Annotated in this window: 16 protein-coding genes; 3 read left to right on the top strand and 13 right to left on the bottom strand. The window is 42.5% G+C overall.

Going from position 1 to position 16,926, the window contains the following annotated elements; all coding sequences use genetic code 11:
- Positions 1-53: 53 nt before the first annotated feature.
- The 13 genes from lipA to leuS form a co-directional block, all read right to left on the bottom strand.
- Positions 54-1,019: a lipoyl synthase gene (gene lipA / locus NQT65_RS05050; RefSeq protein ID WP_004585911.1), complete on the bottom strand. Its 966-nt coding sequence runs from the start codon at positions 1,017-1,019 to the stop codon at positions 54-56.
- Entirely contained in the window at positions 1,016-1,669 is a 654-nt protein-coding gene (gene lipB / locus NQT65_RS05045; RefSeq protein WP_138684562.1) for a lipoyl(octanoyl) transferase LipB, read from the bottom strand. The genes lipA and lipB overlap by 4 nt, the downstream gene beginning before the upstream one ends.
- Positions 1,670-1,688: 19 nt before the next feature.
- Complete coding sequence (gene ybeD / locus NQT65_RS05040; protein ID WP_024033764.1) at positions 1,689-1,967, bottom strand: DUF493 family protein YbeD; 279 nt, start codon at positions 1,965-1,967, stop codon at positions 1,689-1,691.
- Positions 1,968-2,308: 341 nt separating this feature from the next.
- The gene (locus NQT65_RS05035; protein ID WP_004585914.1) at positions 2,309-3,469 is read right to left on the bottom strand and encodes a serine hydrolase; all 1,161 of its coding nucleotides are present in this window, start codon (positions 3,467-3,469) and stop codon (positions 2,309-2,311) included.
- A 311-nt stretch (positions 3,470-3,780) separates the two neighbouring features.
- Complete coding sequence (locus NQT65_RS05030; RefSeq protein ID WP_054982217.1) at positions 3,781-4,545, bottom strand: septal ring lytic transglycosylase RlpA family protein; 765 nt, start codon at positions 4,543-4,545, stop codon at positions 3,781-3,783.
- On the bottom strand, positions 4,545-5,651 hold the full coding sequence (gene rodA / locus NQT65_RS05025) for a rod shape-determining protein RodA (RefSeq protein ID WP_004585916.1): 1,107 nt from the start codon (positions 5,649-5,651) through the stop codon (positions 4,545-4,547). Before rodA ends, NQT65_RS05030 begins: the two co-directional genes overlap by 1 nt.
- Positions 5,648-7,528, bottom strand: coding sequence for a penicillin-binding protein 2 (gene mrdA / locus NQT65_RS05020; protein WP_004585917.1), 1,881 nt, complete (start codon positions 7,526-7,528; stop codon positions 5,648-5,650). Before mrdA ends, rodA begins: the two co-directional genes overlap by 4 nt.
- Before the next feature lie 9 nt (positions 7,529-7,537).
- The gene (gene rlmH / locus NQT65_RS05015; protein ID WP_004585918.1) at positions 7,538-8,008 is read right to left on the bottom strand and encodes a 23S rRNA (pseudouridine(1915)-N(3))-methyltransferase RlmH; all 471 of its coding nucleotides are present in this window, start codon (positions 8,006-8,008) and stop codon (positions 7,538-7,540) included.
- A 36-nt stretch (positions 8,009-8,044) separates the two neighbouring features.
- Complete coding sequence (gene rsfS / locus NQT65_RS05010) at positions 8,045-8,362, bottom strand: ribosome silencing factor (protein WP_024033760.1); 318 nt, start codon at positions 8,360-8,362, stop codon at positions 8,045-8,047.
- Positions 8,363-8,416: 54 nt separating this feature from the next.
- Positions 8,417-9,052, bottom strand: coding sequence for a nicotinate-nucleotide adenylyltransferase (gene nadD / locus NQT65_RS05005; protein ID WP_256850644.1), 636 nt, complete (start codon positions 9,050-9,052; stop codon positions 8,417-8,419).
- 11 nt (positions 9,053-9,063) lie between these two features.
- Positions 9,064-10,101, bottom strand: a complete 1,038-nt coding sequence (gene holA / locus NQT65_RS05000; RefSeq protein ID WP_256850643.1) for a DNA polymerase III subunit delta — start codon at positions 10,099-10,101, stop codon at positions 9,064-9,066.
- A complete protein-coding gene (locus tag NQT65_RS04995) occupies positions 10,101-10,592 on the bottom strand; it encodes an LPS-assembly lipoprotein LptE (protein ID WP_024033758.1) in 492 nt (163 codons plus the stop codon). Before NQT65_RS04995 ends, holA begins: the two co-directional genes overlap by 1 nt.
- Positions 10,593-13,181, bottom strand: coding sequence for a leucine--tRNA ligase (gene leuS / locus NQT65_RS04990; protein ID WP_029772179.1), 2,589 nt, complete (start codon positions 13,179-13,181; stop codon positions 10,593-10,595).
- Between the two features lie 174 nt (positions 13,182-13,355).
- On the opposite strand from leuS, the gene NQT65_RS04985 reads away from it, so the two are divergent.
- The 3 genes from NQT65_RS04985 (at position 13,356) to NQT65_RS04975 (ending at position 16,792) form a co-directional block, all read left to right on the top strand.
- Positions 13,356-13,814, top strand: coding sequence for a zinc ribbon-containing protein (locus NQT65_RS04985; RefSeq protein WP_121637210.1), 459 nt, complete (start codon positions 13,356-13,358; stop codon positions 13,812-13,814).
- Between the two features lie 77 nt (positions 13,815-13,891).
- Entirely contained in the window at positions 13,892-16,315 is a 2,424-nt protein-coding gene (locus NQT65_RS04980; protein WP_256850642.1) for a Lon protease family protein, read from the top strand.
- Positions 16,316-16,792 (top strand): BamJ family beta-barrel-assembly machinery protein, encoded by a 477-nt coding sequence (locus NQT65_RS04975; RefSeq protein ID WP_029772177.1) that lies wholly within the window; start codon positions 16,316-16,318, stop codon positions 16,790-16,792.
- The last annotated feature ends 134 nt before the right edge of the window (positions 16,793-16,926 follow it).

The raw sequence follows: 16,926 nt of genomic DNA, 5'->3' as shown, positions 1-16,926 counted from the left end.
AGCCCTTAGCAATTTAATTGCTAAGGGCTTTTTTAATGCGTTTTAAAAAGTAACTATTTTACTTCTTTACCTGCAGCTTGTTGGTCAGCGTGATAGCTTGAACGAACAAATGGGCCAGAGGCAGCATGCGTAAAGCCAATTTCATCAGCGTATTCTTTTAGTGCGTCAAATTCCGCTGGTGGCACGTAACGTTTAACTGGCAAGTGATGCTTAGAAGGCTGTAAGTATTGGCCAACGGTAAGCATGTCAACGTTATGCGCACGTAGGTCACGTAATACTTCTTCTATTTCACTAATTTCTTCACCTAGGCCAACCATTAAGCCTGACTTAGTTTTTACCTCTGGGTGTGCTTCTTTAAAGCGACGAAGTAATTCTAACGACCATTTGTAATCGGCACCTGGGCGCGCAAGCTTGTACAAACGCGGGGCAGTTTCTAGATTGTGATTAAACACATCAGGTGGCGTTTCAATTAAAATCTCCAGTGCGCGGTCCATACGACCACGAAAATCTGGCACTAAAATCTCAATAGTAATAGTTGGGTTGTGCTTACGGATTTCGCGAATACAATCGGCAAAATGCTGTGCGCCGCCATCACGTAAATCATCACGGTCAACCGAGGTAATAACCACGTAGCTAAGCTTCATGTCTTTAATTGTCAGTGCAAGCTTTTCAGGCTCTGCTGCATCAGGTTTTAATGGGCGACCATGGGCAACATCACAAAATGGGCAACGACGAGTACAAATAGCACCTAAAATCATAAAGGTAGCAGTACCGTGGTTAAAACACTCAGAAAGGTTAGGGCACGAGGCCTCTTCACATACTGAGTGTAAGCCGTGCTTGCGCATAGCTTGTTTTATACCGTCGATACGCTCGGTAGATTTTGGTAAGCGAATTTTAAGCCACTCTGGCTTGCGCAACATTTCAGTTTTTTCTGTAGGTAAAACTTTAACGGGGATCAACGCCATTTTTTCTGCGTCGCGTAGTTTTACACCTGGTTCCATTTTGACTGGTTTATTCATTCGTTTTCAAACCCTTCAGTATGCTTAACCTGTGTTGCATTAAGCTTCTTTATCATGTGTTTTACCAGCCCTGCACCTGCTTGTGCTAAGTTTTGAGGGCCGTTTAATTCTTTCGTTTGCACCATGTTCATGCCAGCATAACCACATGGGTTGATGCGTAAAAACGGGCTTAAGTCCATGTTAACATTTAATGCTAATCCATGAAACGAGCAACCACGACGAACACGTAATCCTAATGATGCAATTTTACTGTCGTTTACGTACACACCGGGTGCATCGGCTTTTGCGTAGGCTTTTATATCATACTCATTAAGGGTATCAATAATGCACTCTTCAAGCCATGTAACAAGCTCGCGCACACCAATTTTTAAGCGGCGCAAGTTAAATAATACATACATCATTTGTTGGCCGGGGCCATGGTAAGTAACTTGCCCGCCACGGTCTACCTTAATGACTTCTATGTCACCAGGGGCGAGTAAATGCTCATCTTTACCTGCTTGGCCTTGTGTAAATACACTCTCGTGCTCTACAAGCCAAATTTCATCTGGCGAGCTGTCGTCACGGGTGTCGGTATAGGCTTGCATTTTTTGCCAAATTGGCATGTAACGCTGACGGCCTAGTTGGCGTACGATTAAAGTGTTTTCGTTCACAACAAGTCTCAACTATGGCTTAAAGCATATGGCGTACGTCATCAATGTTGCTGATCACGTTGTAAATTTCTTCTATGTGTTTACCGCTTGTCACTGTGGCAACAAACGTTACCGACTCATAATTGCCTTTACTGCTTGGCTTTACTTTTGGTGCGTAGTCACCAGGTGCAATAGGTTGTAATTTAGCTAAAATTTGTTCCGTAAGGTTAACGTTTGCTAAACCCATAACTTTAAATGTGAACGGACATGGGTACTCAAGGTACTCATCAAATTTAGTATTTTTAACAGGTTGAACCACGACGGTGACTCCTCAAACAAAAATGTTGGCTACGTGAGATAATATCAATCCGCAATAAGACTTAATCATTTTGCGGGGCTAAACGTGTTGCTACCTGCGTTAAAAAATGCTCATTTAGAACAACTAAATAGCGATTTATTAGCCAAGTTATCAACACGTTTTTCCAGCCTCAAAATAGATTACTTAATTAACCGAATTGGTATAACGCTAAGCGTGACTGGCAGGTTTAGGGTGATCCTGCTTATATGGGGCGCATTCTAGCATTTTTCAAGCAAAAAAAAACGCCTCATAACAGAGGCGCTTCGTTTAACAACCCAACGACTGTCGGGTTATTTTTACGTTTACATAATTTGTAAACGTAAGTAGTCGTAAATTTTGCTAAAGAAGCTGCCTTCTTCCACTTCTTCAAGTGTAACTAGTGGGTATTGTGCAATGTCTTCGCCCTCTAGTTGTAAGAATAACGTACCTACTTTAGTGCCTTTCGCTAATGGTGCTTCAAGCGTGTTGTCTAGCTCAAAGTTAGCTTTAAGGTTTTTATGTTGACCACGTGGAATGGTAATTGGGGTATCTTCTAAAATACCTAACGATACATTTTCTTTATTACCCATCCAAATACGTTGTTCTGCAAAGCTGTCGCCTGCTTTGTAAGGTGTAATTGTTTCAAAAAAGCGAAATCCGTAGTTAAGTAGTTTTTTGCTTTCTACTTTACGTGCGCGCTCGCTTGATGTGCCCATAACAACCGCAATTAAACGCATGTCGTTTTTAGTCGCAGACGTTACTAAGCTGTAACCTGCCTCTGATGTGTGACCCGTTTTAATACCATCAACATCTAGGCTTTCATCCCATAACAAAGAGTTACGGTTGTACTGTTTAATACCGTTGTAAGTAAACGATTTTTGCTTATAAAGTGCGTACTCATCAGGTACATCACGAATAAGTGCAGCGCCTAGGGTCGCCATATCACGTGGGGTAGTGTAATGCTCGTCTGTATCTAAACCGTGGCTATTAATAAAGTGGCTGTTGCTCATGCCTAATTTTGCGGCATGGGCATTCATTAAATCAGCAAATGCGCTTTCACTACCTGCAATGTGCTCAGCCATGGCTACACATGCATCATTACCTGATTGAATAATAATACCGTGGTTAAGCTCATCAACACTTATTTGCTTGCCTACTTCAATAAACATTTTTGACGATTCAGGGAAGTTTTTAGCCCAGGCTTTTTCGCTCACGGTAACCATATCGGTTGGTGCAATGTTACCGGCGTTTATTTCTGTACCAATTACATAACTGGTCATCATTTTAGTTAAGCTTGCAGGGGCTAGCTTTGTATCAGCTTCACCTTCAGCAATAACTTTACCTGTTGTAAAGTCTACTAAAAAATAACCTTTTGCATTAATTTGAGGTGGAGCCGGAATAATTTGGGCGCTGGCTGAAAATACGGCGGCTGTGCAAACTAAGCCGCATACACCTTTGAGGATTTTATGTTTAATTGATTTCATCATACTCATTAATGGTTAAAGTTAAAAATTCGCGTTAGTCCATCTTATACCCAAACTACCCCGAGATGCGAGCGTCGTTGGAATTAAAAACAGCTTAGACAAGGCATTGATTGTCAATAATAGTCACTCTATTGTTCAAATCAATAGCGCAGTATAAATCGTTTTTAAACCACGCTTCAGGGCGTTTCACTGAGGCTGATTTTCTGTGTTGTTATTTTTTAAAAGGGATCGCCATTTAAAAAATAACACCTAGATTTTAAGCCCCAATACAACGCTGAATCCTACATTTTGGCGTGGTTTAGGTATTTGTCTTACTGAGTGTAAAGCAAGAACGCGTTTTGAAATTGGTTTTGTTTTAATTTTTTTAATACGTCTTGTGCATGCTGGGCATCTTTAATCGGGCCCAAATGCAAACGATATATGTTGTCTGCTTTTACTATATTAGTAGGTACTTGATACTGCAGGCGTAATGTAGAAGCTAATGCTTCAATATTGCTAAGCGTACTACCCGCAGCTACCTGTATATATGTTTTACGTGCAGGAATGCTGTCGAGCGTAATCGCCTCTAGCTTAACCTTGGCTGTACCGTGAGTGTAATAGCCTAATTTATAAGCAGCAGCATACGAAAGATCTATTATTCTGTCATCATGAAACGGCCCACGGTCGTTTACACGTACAATTACCGATTTATTGTTGGCAGTATTAGTAACGCGTACAAAGCTTGGCAGGGGTAAGGTTTTATGGGCCGCGCTCATGGCAAACATATCGTAAATTTCACCGTTTGAGGTATGGTAGCCATGAAACTTACGGCCGTACCACGAAGCGATCCCTTCTTCTGTATACCCTTTTTCATCAAGCATTGGCGTATAACGCTTGCCTAATACCTCGTAGGGACGACTTGCACTGGCACTTTTTTTAACATCCACCACAACGGCATCTTGCATTTCAAGTGCGGTTGGCGCGCGTAAAGGTGCGGCATCGTGCTCCATATGATAACGACTATTAGAGCCGCTACTACATGCGCTTAACATAAATATTAAGGCTGAAATAAATAACAGCTGGGTAGGCTTATTCATTATTTTAAAAGCATCCTTTTATCTGTCGCAATTGACATAATAATGCCAAATCCGGCCATTAACGTCACCATAGAGGTGCCGCCATAACTAATAAGGGGTAAAGGTACACCTACAACAGGCAACAAGCCCGATACCATGCCTATATTTACAAAAATATAAACAAAAAAGGTGAGGGTAAGGGCGCCGGCCAATAATTTACCAAACGCATCTTGCGCGTTTACCGCAATGTATAAACCACGGCCGATAATAAATAAGTACAGGCTTAATAAAACACACACACCAAATAAGCCAAACTCCTCACTTAATACCGAAAATATAAAGTCGGTATGGCGCTCTGGTAAAAATTCGAGTTGTGATTGCGTGCCTTGCAACCAGCCTTTACCTTCTATACCACCAGAACCGATGGCTATTTTGGATTGAATAATATGATACCCCGAGCCAAGCGGATCGCTCTCTGGGTCTAAAAACGTTAATACGCGCTGCTTTTGGTAGTCGTGCATACCGTAGTGCCAAAATGGCCATGCAGCCAGTGCGACAACCGAGCTTAAAAAGCCAATTAAACGCCAGCTTAAACCGGATAAAAACAACACAAATATTCCTGAGCTGGCAATCAAAATTGAGGTGCCTAAATCGGGCTGTTCTTTAATTAATAAGGTAGGCAGCATCACGATGACAAAGCCAATAATTAGGTGTAATGGACGTGGCGGAAGTTGGTTACGGCCAATATACCAAGCCACCATCATAGGGACCGCTAGCTTCATAAGTTCTGAGGGCTGAAAGCGAGTAATGCCTAAATTTAACCAGCGCTGAGCGCCTTTTGAGCTCACGCCAAATAGCAATACGCCCACCAACATGAGTAACCCAACACAGTAAAGGGGGATCACTAAGCGTTTAAGTGTCGCGGGGGAGAACTGTGCAAGCACTATCATGCCTATAATAGCGCCGCCCATACGGGTTATATGGCGGATCATCATGGCCGAATCTTGGCCGCTTGCGCTATATACTATGGTGATACTGCCTGCCATCATAAGTAATAAGGCAATTAGTAACGGTAAGTCTAAATGCATGCGCATCCATATCGAGCGCTGGGTGTTTAATACGGTCATTGCGCTGTATTCCTAGCAACTTCTATTGGGTTTGCTGCAAAATAGTAATCCATTAGCTCACGTGCAATAGGGGCACCCACAGAGCTGCCGCCACCGGTGTTTTCTACCACAATTGAAACCACAATTTTAGGGTCGTCATACGGAGCAAAACCAATATAAATCGCGTTATCGCGTTGGCGCTCCTTAAGTGATTTTGCATCGTAACGCTCACCTTGGGCAATACTCACTACTTGCGCTGTGCCTGTTTTACCCGCAGGGTCATAATTAGCGCCTTTAAAAGCACGGTGTGCCGTTCCTGTTACTTTTTTTACGGTATTGTGCATGGCATCGAGCGCGATACGCCAGTTATCAGGGTTATTAAGTACCACTGGCGGTTTTTCTTCGTTATTAATTTGCGTCACTTGGTCTTCTTTTTTAGCCACTTGTGCTAAATGCGGCGGGTGGTTTATGCCTTTATTAACCAATATGTTAGTCGCGTTAGCAATTTGAATGGGGGTGGCAGTCCAATACCCTTGGCCAATGCCCACGGAAATAGTATCGCCACGCCACCACGACTCTTTAAAGCGGCCTTCTTTCCACTCTTTTGAGGGCAATATGGCTGTGGTTTCTTCGTGTATGTCTATTCCCGATAAGTCACCAAAGCCAAAGCGCGCCATAAAATTACTAATTTTTGTTATGCCTAAGCGGTATGCCGCATCGTAAAAGTAAGTATCGCACGACTCTTCAATCGCTTTGTAAACATCTACGTGGCCGTGGCCCCAACGTTTCCAATCGCGCCATTTATGTTCAACATTCGGTATTTGAAAAAAACCAGGGTCCCACACCGAGGTGCTTTCACTGACAATGTTTTCTTCAAGTGCCAGTATAGCCATATGCGGTTTTACTGTGGAAGCTGGCGCATAGCGCCCTTGAGTGGCACGGTTAATTAGAGGGCGGTCGGGGTTTAGCAGTGCTTTATAATCTTTACTGCTAATACCATGGACAAATAAATTAGGGTCGTAACTTGGGTTTGAATAAAGTGCTAATACGCCGCCATCTTTGGCATCCATTACTACAACCGCGCCGCGCATATCTTTAAGCGCATGTTGGGCTATTTGTTGTAAACCTATATCTAAGGTAAGCACTAAATCACTGCCCGGCTGCGGGGGGGTCATACTTAATGTGCGAATAACACGGCCGCGGTTATTTACTTCAACGCGTTGAGAGCCGACTTGGCCATGCAAAAGCTGCTCGTAATATTTTTCTATGCCAAGCTTACCAATATCGTGCGTAGCGCGGTAATTTGTGGCTTGGTCTTCTTGTTCTAACTTATTAAGTTCTTTACGGTTTAGTTTGGCAACGTAGCCTAGTGCATGGGTTAGCGTATCGCCATACGGGTAAAAGCGTGCTAGGCGCGCCTCAATGCTAAAGCCCGGAAATTTATGCTGATTAACCGCAAATTGGGCCACTTCGGTTTCATCTAAGCGGGCTTTTAGTACTTGCGACTTAAAACGACGCGTATGCTTTATGTCATCAATAAAGTCTTTTTTTTGCTGCTCGGTAATCGTAATTATTTTGCTAACTTGCTCAAGCGATTTAGCTAAATCATCGACCTCTTCAGGAATAACCTCGAGGTTATAAACGGGTTTGTTTTCAGCAAGCAGTACACCGTTGCGGTCGTAAATGAGGCCACGGTTTGGCGCAATAGGAATGACTTTAATACGGTTATCGTTAGAGCGGGTTTGATAGTCGGTGTGTTCTTCTACCTGAATGGTATAAAGATTAGAAAGCAAAATTGCCACTAAGCCTAAAACAAAAATAAAACCCACAAATGCGCGCCGTGCAAATAAGTTTGCCTCAGCGGAATGGTCGCGTATTGTGGGTCTTTGCTTAATCATAACAAGGCGTTACTCGCGATGATAAGGATGGTTGTTATTTAAGCTCCAGCCTCTGTATAGGCTTTCGGCAACAATAATACGCACCAAAGGGTGCGGTAACGTTAAGTTAGATAACGACCATTTTTGCTCAGAGGCGGCAATGCACTCAGGGGCTAACCCTTCAGGGCCGCCAATAAGCAAACTAACGTCGCGGCCATCGAGCTGCCACTTTTCCATATTTTTAGCAAGCTGGTGAGTATCAAGTGGTTTACCTGTTACTTCAAGGGTAACAATGCGATTGCCTTTTGGAATAGCGGCTAAGGTTTTTTCACCTTCGGTGTGCAAAATGCGTTTAATATCGGCATTTTTACCGCGTTTACCGGCCGGAATTTCTATTAACTCAAGCGCCATATCTTTAGGAAAACGGCGTTGGTACTCTGCAAATCCGGTTTCTACCCACGCTGGCATTTTTGTGCCAACGGCAATCATTTGTATTTTCACGTAATACTTCCAAGCTCAATTAAAAAATAGTGGCGCTTAGCCCCACAGTTTTTCTAGATCGTAATAGCTACGTGCGTGATCTTGCATCACGTGTACAACTACATCACCTAAATCTACCAGTACCCATTCGCCTTCGTCTTGACCTTCGTAACCTAAAGGTTCTTCGCCAGCGTGGCGAGCTTCTTTTGCTACGTTATCAGCAATTGATTGCACATGACGCTTAGAAGTACCCGAACACACAACCATGTAATCGGTAATGTCTGAGCTGTCACGTACGTCTAGTTGTACCACGTCGCGTGCTTTCATATCGTCAATTTTGTCTAGTGCAAAGGCAAGTAGTTGTTTCGAATCCAAGGTATTGTCTCAATTTTAAATTTAATAGCGTGCATTTTAACATGCTAGGGGGTTTTAATCATCACTTTGATAAAGCTGGTGTTGCTTAATGTAGTGACTGACAGGTTCGGGTAATAGTTCATTATTTTTATTGGTTTTTTTTAATTGCTCTCGAATAGTGCTTGAGGCAGCATCAAGGGTCTCACCAGATAAAAAATAAAGCTTACCAAAGTTGTGTGTGGCAAGTTGCTGTGGCGCTTCAGTGTGGGCATTACTGACATAGCTTTTAAGCGCCTTATTTGGGTTACATGTTTGCCCCGGGCGATGATAAACCACTATATGGCATAGCTGTGTAATTGCTTGCCATTCATACCATTTGTTGAGGTTATTAAACGAGTCCATGCCCATTAAAAAAAGAATTGGCGTATCTGGGTGCTCAGCTCTTAGTTCTTGTAAACTCAACAATGAGTACGAGGGCCCAGTACGATTAAGCTCTCTTAAATCAAGTGCAAAATGAGGGTAAGGAGCTATAGCGGCATTGAGCATATTAATACGGTGCGCTGTACTTATACCTGGCGCAGCTTTGTGCGCGGGCAGGGCACAGGGCATAAAGTACAACGTGGATAATTTAAATGTATTTACACACTGTGAGGCCATATTTAGGTGGCCTAAATGCACGGGGTCGAAGGTGCCGCCAAAAATTGCAATCATGTTAAAAATCTTTAGTTAAGTGCGTGGCAAGGTATTGGAATATCAAGCGGCTGGCAAAACTTAATACAAATATGGGCAAGCGCTTGGTAAGGCGCAATTAAGTTACCTTGTTTGTAGCTTGAATCAAACAGTGCAAGCTCACTGCTTATTTGCTCAAGGGTATTAATATTTAAGCGGTTAATCGCATTTTGCACTGGGCCTTGCTGGTTTTTCCAAATACCATTTTTTTTAAATAACTGTGCGATAGGCTCGCCATTTAAAAGCCCTTGCTGAATAGTGAGCAAACTGGTGAGTTCTTTATTTATAGCCCATAAAATACTCACCACTTCGGTGTTATCGCTGGCCAGTTTATTAAGTACTTTAATTGCTTGCTTGGCGTGGCCATTTAATAGGGCATCACTTAAATCAAAAATATCAAACTTGGCTTGATTTAATAGCCCTTGCATCACAAGTTGCTGGGTTATTAAGGCATTACCATGCAGTAGCGAGAGCTTTTCGAGCTCCTGAAAACACGCTAACAAATTGCCTTCGGTAGCGTTAATTAAGCTCAGTTTTGCTTCGTTTTGCATATTTAGAGAAAGGCGCGCTACTTGTTCATCTAACCAGCGTTTTAAATGATTCCCTGCAAGCGGGTAGCACGGTACAAATACACCGTGTTTATCGAGCGCTTTAAACCAAGCGCCACGTTGTACGTCTTGGCTGGCTTTAGCCCCTTTTACAATTAAAATGGTATCAGGGTTAATTAACTCGACTATTTTTTTAAAGGTATTACTACCTGGGGTGCCAGGTTTTTGTTGGTTTAAATCAAGCTCAATTATAGTGCGCGCACTAAACAAAGACATGCTTTGATATTGAGCTATAATTTCTTGCCAATCAAACCCTTGCATTAGGGTAAATTTAATTACCTCATCAAAGCCTTGGGCTTTTGCTGTGTCGCGTATTTGCTGCACACATTGCGCTTCTTGAAACGGTTCTTCACCAAACACTAAATAAAAGGGTTTCAAACCTTTATTTAATTCACTCGGTAACTGATTAGCATAACAGCGCATTATAGTTGCGACAGCTCTCTAACAATACGACCACTGGCTTGCTTACGAATTTCGCTAATAAGCAGCTCAAGCTCTTTTGCTTTTGCAAGTGCGTGATCGGGGTCGTCTTGGTAGTTACGATAAAGCTCAAAGCGTTTTTCTATGGCTTTTTCGCCTGGGCGTTTAACAACATAGCTAACCCCGTAGGCAAGCTCGTATTCAGCCACCTGACCATTTTGAAACAACGACAAGGTTTGGCGCTCAATGCTTTCTTTGCGTAAGTAAAGCTGGGCAACATTTTTAGCCGAAGGCGTCAGTTCTACGTTACTGGCTTTAAGCTCTTTTTTAAGGTTTAAAAATAACGATGATTTTTCATCATCACCTTTAAGTGTAAGCGTTTTAAGGTTATCAGGCAGGCTAGAGGCTTTCTTTAAATGAAAGCCACAGCTAGATAACACAAAACACATTAGCACTAAGGCTAATGTGTTTTTAAGGGTGTTAAAGCTAACCATTTAGTTAGCTACCACGTTAAGTAGTTTACCCGGTACGTAAATAATTTTACGAATGGTTGCGCCATCAGTAAATTTAGTTACGTTAGACTCAGCAAACGCAAGTGCTTCTACCTGCTCTTGTGTTGCATCGGCGGCTACAGTTAGCTTAGCGCGTAGTTTTCCGTTTACTTGTACGATGATTAATTTTTCATCTTCAACAAGGGCAGACTCGTCAACTTTAGGCCATGCTGCATCTAAAATGTCACCCTCTTTACCAAGCTCTTGCCATAACTGGTGCGATAAATGCGGCGTAATTGGCGCAAGCATAATAAGTAGGGCTTCTAATGCTTCGTTAGCAATAGCAACATCTTGTGTATCGTTTAACGGCGCTTTTAATAACTTATTAGAAAGCTCCATAATGGCAGCAATTGCAGTGTTAAACGTTTGACGACGTTCAATATCATCGCTCACTTTTGCAATGGCTTTGTGTAGCTCACGACGCAGCACTTTTTGTGGGTTACTAAGCGCTGATTTATCAAGTGCTTGGTAGCCAACTGTTTTCACATCTACTGCGTATTTCCAAATACGTTTTAAGAAGCGGTGCGCGCCTTCAACGCCTGAGTCTGACCATTCAAGCGTTTGCTCTGGTGGTGCGGTAAACATCATAAATAAACGCACAGTATCTGCACCGTATTGGGCAATTACTTCTTGTGGGTCTATACCGTTGTTTTTAGACTTAGACATTTTGCTCATGCCCGATGAGAACACAGGTTCACCATCTTCTTTATGCCATGCTTTAGTTACGCGGCCTTTTTCGTCAGTTTCGGTATTTACATCGCTTGGCGAAATCCATACGTCACCGCCTTTTTCATCTTTACGGTAGAACGTTTCGGCAAGTACCATGCCCTGACAAAGTAAGCGATCGAATGGCTCGTCTGAATTTACTAAACCAAAGTCACGTAATAACTTATGGAAAAAACGCGAATACAATAAGTGTAAAATAGCGTGCTCAATACCACCTATGTATTGGTTTACTGGTAACCAGTAGTTAGCTGCTGCTGGGTCAAGCATACCTTCGTCGTGACGCGGGCTACAGTAACGTGCGTAGTACCAAGACGACTCCATAAAGGTGTCAAAGGTATCTGTTTCGTGTGTTGCTGGTACGCCATTTACCGTTGCTTTTGCCCATTCTGGGTCTGCTTTGATTGGCGAAGTAACGCCATTCATAACTACATCTTCTGGTAAACGTACTGGCAGCATTTCTTCGGTGGCGGCTAATTCGTTACCGTTTTCGTCGCTCAGCATTGGGATTGGTGAACCCCAATAACGCTGGCGGCTAACACCCCAATCACGTAAGCGGAAGTTAACTTTACGCTCACCCACACCCAGTGCTTCTAGTTTGTCGGCAATAGCGTTAAATGCGCCTTCAAAATCAAGGCCATCAAATTCGCCAGAATTAACTAACACGCCTTTTTCAGTGAATGCTTCTTCTTTTAAATTTACTTCAAGCTCTGAGCCTTCAACCGGTGCAATTACTTGTTTTATGTCTAGGCCGTATGCTGTGGCAAATTCATAGTCGCGTTGGTCGTGTGCAGGTACTGCCATCACCGCGCCTGAGCCGTAATGCATTAATACAAAGTTAGCAACCCAAATTGGAACTTGCTCGCCCGTTAATGGGTGAGTCGCGTAAAAGCCTGTTGCAATGCCTTTTTTCTCCATAGTGGCCATGTCTGCTTCGGCAACTTTGGTGTTTTTGCATTCTTCAACAAACATTGCAATTGCATCGCTGTTTTTAGCGGCTTCTTGCGCAATAGGGTGGCCACCGGCAACGGCTAGGTAAGTTACACCCATAAATGTATCTGGGCGTGTTGTGTATACGCTAAACTTTTCGTTGTTGTCGGTACGCGTAAACTCAATGTCTAACCCTTCAGAGCGACCAATCCAGTTGCGCTGCATGGTTTTAACTTGCTCAGGCCAGTCTTCTAACTTGTCTAAGTCATCTAAAAGCTCTTGTGCGTAGTCAGTAATTTTAATAAACCACTGTGGAATTTCTTTTTGCTCAACCACTGCACCAGAGCGCCATCCGCGGCCATCTATAACTTGCTCGTTAGCAAGTACAGTTTGATCAACTGGATCCCAGTTAACCGTTGACATTTTTTTGTACACTAAGCCTTTTTCGTACAGCTTAGTGAAAAACCATTGTTCCCATTTGTAGTATTCTGGGTGACACGTGGCTATTTCACGATCCCAGTCGTAACCAAAGCCTAATTGCTTAAGTTGGTTACGCATGTAATCAATGTTTTCGTACGTCCACTTAGCTGGCGCTGTTTTGTTTTTGATAGCGGCGTTTTCTGCAGGTAAACCAAACGCATCCCAACCCATTGGTTGCATTACGTTTTTGCCTTGCAGGCGCTGGAAACGAGAAACAACATCACCAATGGTGTAATTACGCACATGACCCATATGCAGTCGGCCACTTGGGTATGGGAACATAGAAAGGCAGTAATACTTTTCTTTGCTCTCATCTTCGGTGACTTTAAATACCTGGTTTTCTTCCCAGTAACTTTGGACTTTTGACTCTATGTCTTGCGGGTTATATTGCTCTTGCATCTATGATTCCAGACTTCTTGCAAACTAATAAAAAATTGCCGATAGGATACCCCAAATAAAAGCCTAATCACAGCGTATAAGCACGGTTTTGTTAAAATCTCACTTTCAGTGCAGGTTAACCTATACTTATCTATGTTAAAGGCCAACACGCCCTTGATTTTGATGGAGTATAAAATGGCAGATTATAAAACATGGCTTAACGATTTAACTAATTGGCTAAAAGATGTAAAAGATCACGAAGTAAAAGATGCAATGACCCGATTTGTTGAATCTGAGCAAGCACTTAAAGACCTAGGCAAAGAAAAATACGGACTCTATAAAAGTTATTTGCAGCGCGACATAGAACACGTTCAAGAAAACGAATCGCACTATAATTCGCTTGCATGGCAAGAGCTTAAAGAGTCGTTATGGTATGAGCTTTCACACATAGAGGACAAAACCCAGCTTGAATGGCAGTCTCTTAGTCAAGATTTTAAGCACAATGGGATGTATCACGCAGGCGAATGGATAGCCATGGGCACATTAGTATGTAAGAATTGCACCCATAGTTTTGATATTTATCACGCTACACAAATTACACCGTGCATTGAATGTGATGGTATTTATTTTAGCCGTAAGGCATTACAACCCTAAATATATGTATTAAGTGGCTTGTAGGCCACTTAATACGCCCAAAGCCAGCGAGTATGTTGGTACAAAAAGAAGTTAGAATGACGAAAAAACTGCAGCCATTATCTGTTTCACAGCTCGCACCGAGCATTTCTACTAATCACGTTAGCACGTGTATGAGCAATCCATACCCAGAGCAACTTACCTTTATAGGCCAACAACGCGCCCAAAGTGCTCTCGACTTTTCACTTGGGATGGAGCTGCCAGGCTACAATGTTTATGTAATGGGTGAGGCCGCGCATGGCCGATTTACACTCGTAAAAGACAAACTTAAACAACACGCAAAAGATCGCCCCACACCTAACGAGTGGTTGTATGTTAATAATTACGACGACCACCGCGAGCCAATTGCGCTATTTATGCAAGCAGGGCAAAGCAAGCAATTAAGTGACGACATAGACTCATTTTTAGATGAAGTACTCGACACCTTTCCGGCAGCGTTTGATAATCCTGCTTATCAACGCAAAAAAAAGTCAATCGAGAGCGAATTTAACGACGCTTACGACAGCGCTATTACCGCAGTAGAAGAAATGGCGCTTGAGCAAAGCGTAGCGCTAATAGAAGAGAAAAACGCCGTAGGTTTTGCGCCTTTAGTTGAAGGCAGGCAGTTAAGCGATAACGAATTTTCCGCCTTAGATGAAGAGCTTCGTGATGAGTTTTTTGAAAAAATAGAAAAACTAGAAGATGCCTTAATTGAAGCGCTGATTGAGCTGCCTCGCTGGAAACGCGAATCAAAAGAAAAACAGCGTAATCTAAAAAAGGCCACAGCCGAGCAAGCTACAAAGCCATTATTAAAAGACTTAGAGCATAAATACGCTGCACATATTGGAGTGCTGCGCTACTTAAAAGACATTCGCGTAGAAATAATTGATGCAGTACTTGAATGGCTAGATGATGAAGATGAAAGCGAAGAAAGCAAAGAAGACTTTGACCGTAAAGGCATGCTTACCGACTTTTTTGCGCCTAATATTTTAGTTGAATTTAAAGAAGACGATGCCGCACCTGTGGTGTATGAGCCAAACCCAACCTTTGGCAATATATTTGGCAAAATTGAGTATTCAACATCGCAAGGCTCGCTTATAACTAGTTATCGCTCTATACAGCCTGGTGCATTGCACCGTGCAAATGGCGGTTACTTAATTATGGATGCCGAAAAAGTGATGGCCAACCCGCAAGTGTGGGATGGTTTAAAGCTTTCGCTTAAAACGCACCAAATTAAAAACGACCTACCGTATCAAGACAGCTCAGTAGGCAGCAGTTTTACGCTGCGCCCGCAATTAATTCCTCTTGATGTAAAAATTATTTTATTAGGCTCGCGCGATTTGTATTACACCATAGGTGAGTACGATGAAGAGTTTGCAGAGCTGTTTAGAGTACTTGCCGACTTTGATTACTATTTACCAAGTAGCGATAAGCTTCAGTACCAATTTATTACTAAAGTGAGTGAGTACTGCCAGCAAACGTTAAAGTGCACAACCACAGAGGCCGCCATGGTGCGGTTACTTAAATTTAGCTACCGCCAAGCAGAGCACCATAATAAATTATCGGCGCGCTTTGCCGATGTGCTTGAACTGGTGGCTGAGGCCAGCTTTTACGCCAAGCAAGATAAGCAAACACTGATTGATGCGCATCATATTGATGAAGCCATTGAAGGTAAGCAGTACCGCACCGGCCAAATAAGCGAAAACATGCTAAGCGATATAAAAGAAGGCCACACGCTTATTGCCACACAAGGCCAAGCCATTGGTAAAGTAAACGGCTTAACAGTGCTGCACATTGGCGATACGTCGTTTGGTACACCCGCGCGTATTACCGCCACCGTATATGCCGGCGCCGATGGTGTAATAGATGTTGAGCGTGAAGCCGAACTAGGTAAAGCAATTCACTCAAAAGGTGTAATGCTACTTACCGGTTATTTAGGTAACAAATACGCCCAGCACTTTAGTTTAACGCTAAGCGCTAACATAGCTATAGAGCAAAGCTACGGGTATATAGATGGCGATAGCGCCTCACTTGCTGAGTTATGTGCGCTTATATCGGCTATTACCAGTTTGCCTATTAGCCAGTCTATTGCCCTTACAGGCTCTATTAACCAACACGGTGATGTGCAAGCTATTGGCGGCGTAAACGAAAAAATAGAAGGCTTTTTTAAGCTGTGTAAAATGCGCGGCTTAACAGGCGAGCAAGGCGTTATTATTCCTAAATCTAACCAAGTTAACTTAGTACTTGATGATGAAATACTTGATGCAGTAGAGCGCGGTAAATTTAATATTTACGCAGTAGAAACTGTAGACCAAGCACTTAACTTATTAATGGATATTGATGCCGGCGATATTATTGACGGCGAATACCCAGAGGATTCTGTTAACGGTATTGCTTTAGCACGCTTAAAAGACATAGCCGACATAGTTAATGGCGATAGCGAAGAAGATAAAGAAGCCGATGAAGATGAGGAAAAACACTAAATGATAAATATAATTTTAGCGGTGATCATCGCTATATTTTGTTTTTTAATTTTTCAAAATAGTAAAAAAGCAAAGCAACAAGCTGGCATTAATGCGCAAATTGAAGCCGACTACCTTGTCGCTAACGCAAAAGTAGAGGGCGTAATAGAAACCGCCTCAGGCTTACAGTATAAAGTGCTGCACAAAGGTGAAAGCGAAAATACACCTAACCCTACTAGTAAAGTAAACGTGCATTACCACGGCACGTTAATAGATGGCACCGTATTTGACAGCTCAGTAGAGCGTAAAACGCCAATAAGCTTTGGATTAAATCAAGTTATTAAAGGCTGGACCGAAGGCTTACAACTTATGAGCCCAGGTGATAAGTACATATTTTATGTACCGCACCAATTAGCCTACGGCGAAAAGCGAGTGGGCAGTATTCCACCTGCATCACTGCTTATTTTTGAAGTAGAGCTTTTGGCTATTGAGTCTTAATACACGCGATAAAAAGTGTTATTAACTTTATAGAAAACCCGTTAGCTAACGGGTTTTTTATTGCGTGTTTTTTTAAGTTATTTAATATTAATACCAATTCGCTTAATTAAGTATTATTGCGGTTTGGTATAACT

Origin of the sequence: Pseudoalteromonas agarivorans, from assembly GCF_024518735.1 — a bacterium.
Lineage (GTDB): Bacteria > Pseudomonadota > Gammaproteobacteria > Enterobacterales > Alteromonadaceae > Pseudoalteromonas > Pseudoalteromonas atlantica.
This window is presented reverse-complemented; position numbering and strand designations above follow the sequence as displayed.

Excerpts from the sequence above, each read along its gene's own strand:
- NQT65_RS04980 (WP_256850642.1), top strand. The coding sequence starts at position 13,892 with ATGACGAAAAAACTGCAGCCATTATCTGTTTCACAGCTCGCACCGAGC.
- NQT65_RS04995 (WP_024033758.1), bottom strand. The coding sequence starts at position 10,592 with ATGGTTAGCTTTAACACCCTTAAAAACACATTAGCCTTAGTGCTAATG.
- leuS (WP_029772179.1), bottom strand. The coding sequence starts at position 13,181 with ATGCAAGAGCAATATAACCCGCAAGACATAGAGTCAAAAGTCCAAAGT.
- lipA (WP_004585911.1), bottom strand. The coding sequence starts at position 1,019 with ATGAATAAACCAGTCAAAATGGAACCAGGTGTAAAACTACGCGACGCA.
- NQT65_RS04985 (WP_121637210.1), top strand. The coding sequence starts at position 13,356 with ATGGCAGATTATAAAACATGGCTTAACGATTTAACTAATTGGCTAAAA.
- mrdA (WP_004585917.1), bottom strand. The coding sequence starts at position 7,528 with ATGATTAAGCAAAGACCCACAATACGCGACCATTCCGCTGAGGCAAAC.
- rodA (WP_004585916.1), bottom strand. The coding sequence starts at position 5,651 with ATGACCGTATTAAACACCCAGCGCTCGATATGGATGCGCATGCATTTA.
- NQT65_RS04975 (WP_029772177.1), top strand. The coding sequence starts at position 16,316 with ATGATAAATATAATTTTAGCGGTGATCATCGCTATATTTTGTTTTTTA.
- holA (WP_256850643.1), bottom strand. The coding sequence starts at position 10,101 with ATGCGCTGTTATGCTAATCAGTTACCGAGTGAATTAAATAAAGGTTTG.
- nadD (WP_256850644.1), bottom strand. The coding sequence starts at position 9,052 with ATGATTGCAATTTTTGGCGGCACCTTCGACCCCGTGCATTTAGGCCAC.
- NQT65_RS05035 (WP_004585914.1), bottom strand. The coding sequence starts at position 3,469 with ATGAAATCAATTAAACATAAAATCCTCAAAGGTGTATGCGGCTTAGTT.
- NQT65_RS05030 (WP_054982217.1), bottom strand. The coding sequence starts at position 4,545 with ATGAATAAGCCTACCCAGCTGTTATTTATTTCAGCCTTAATATTTATG.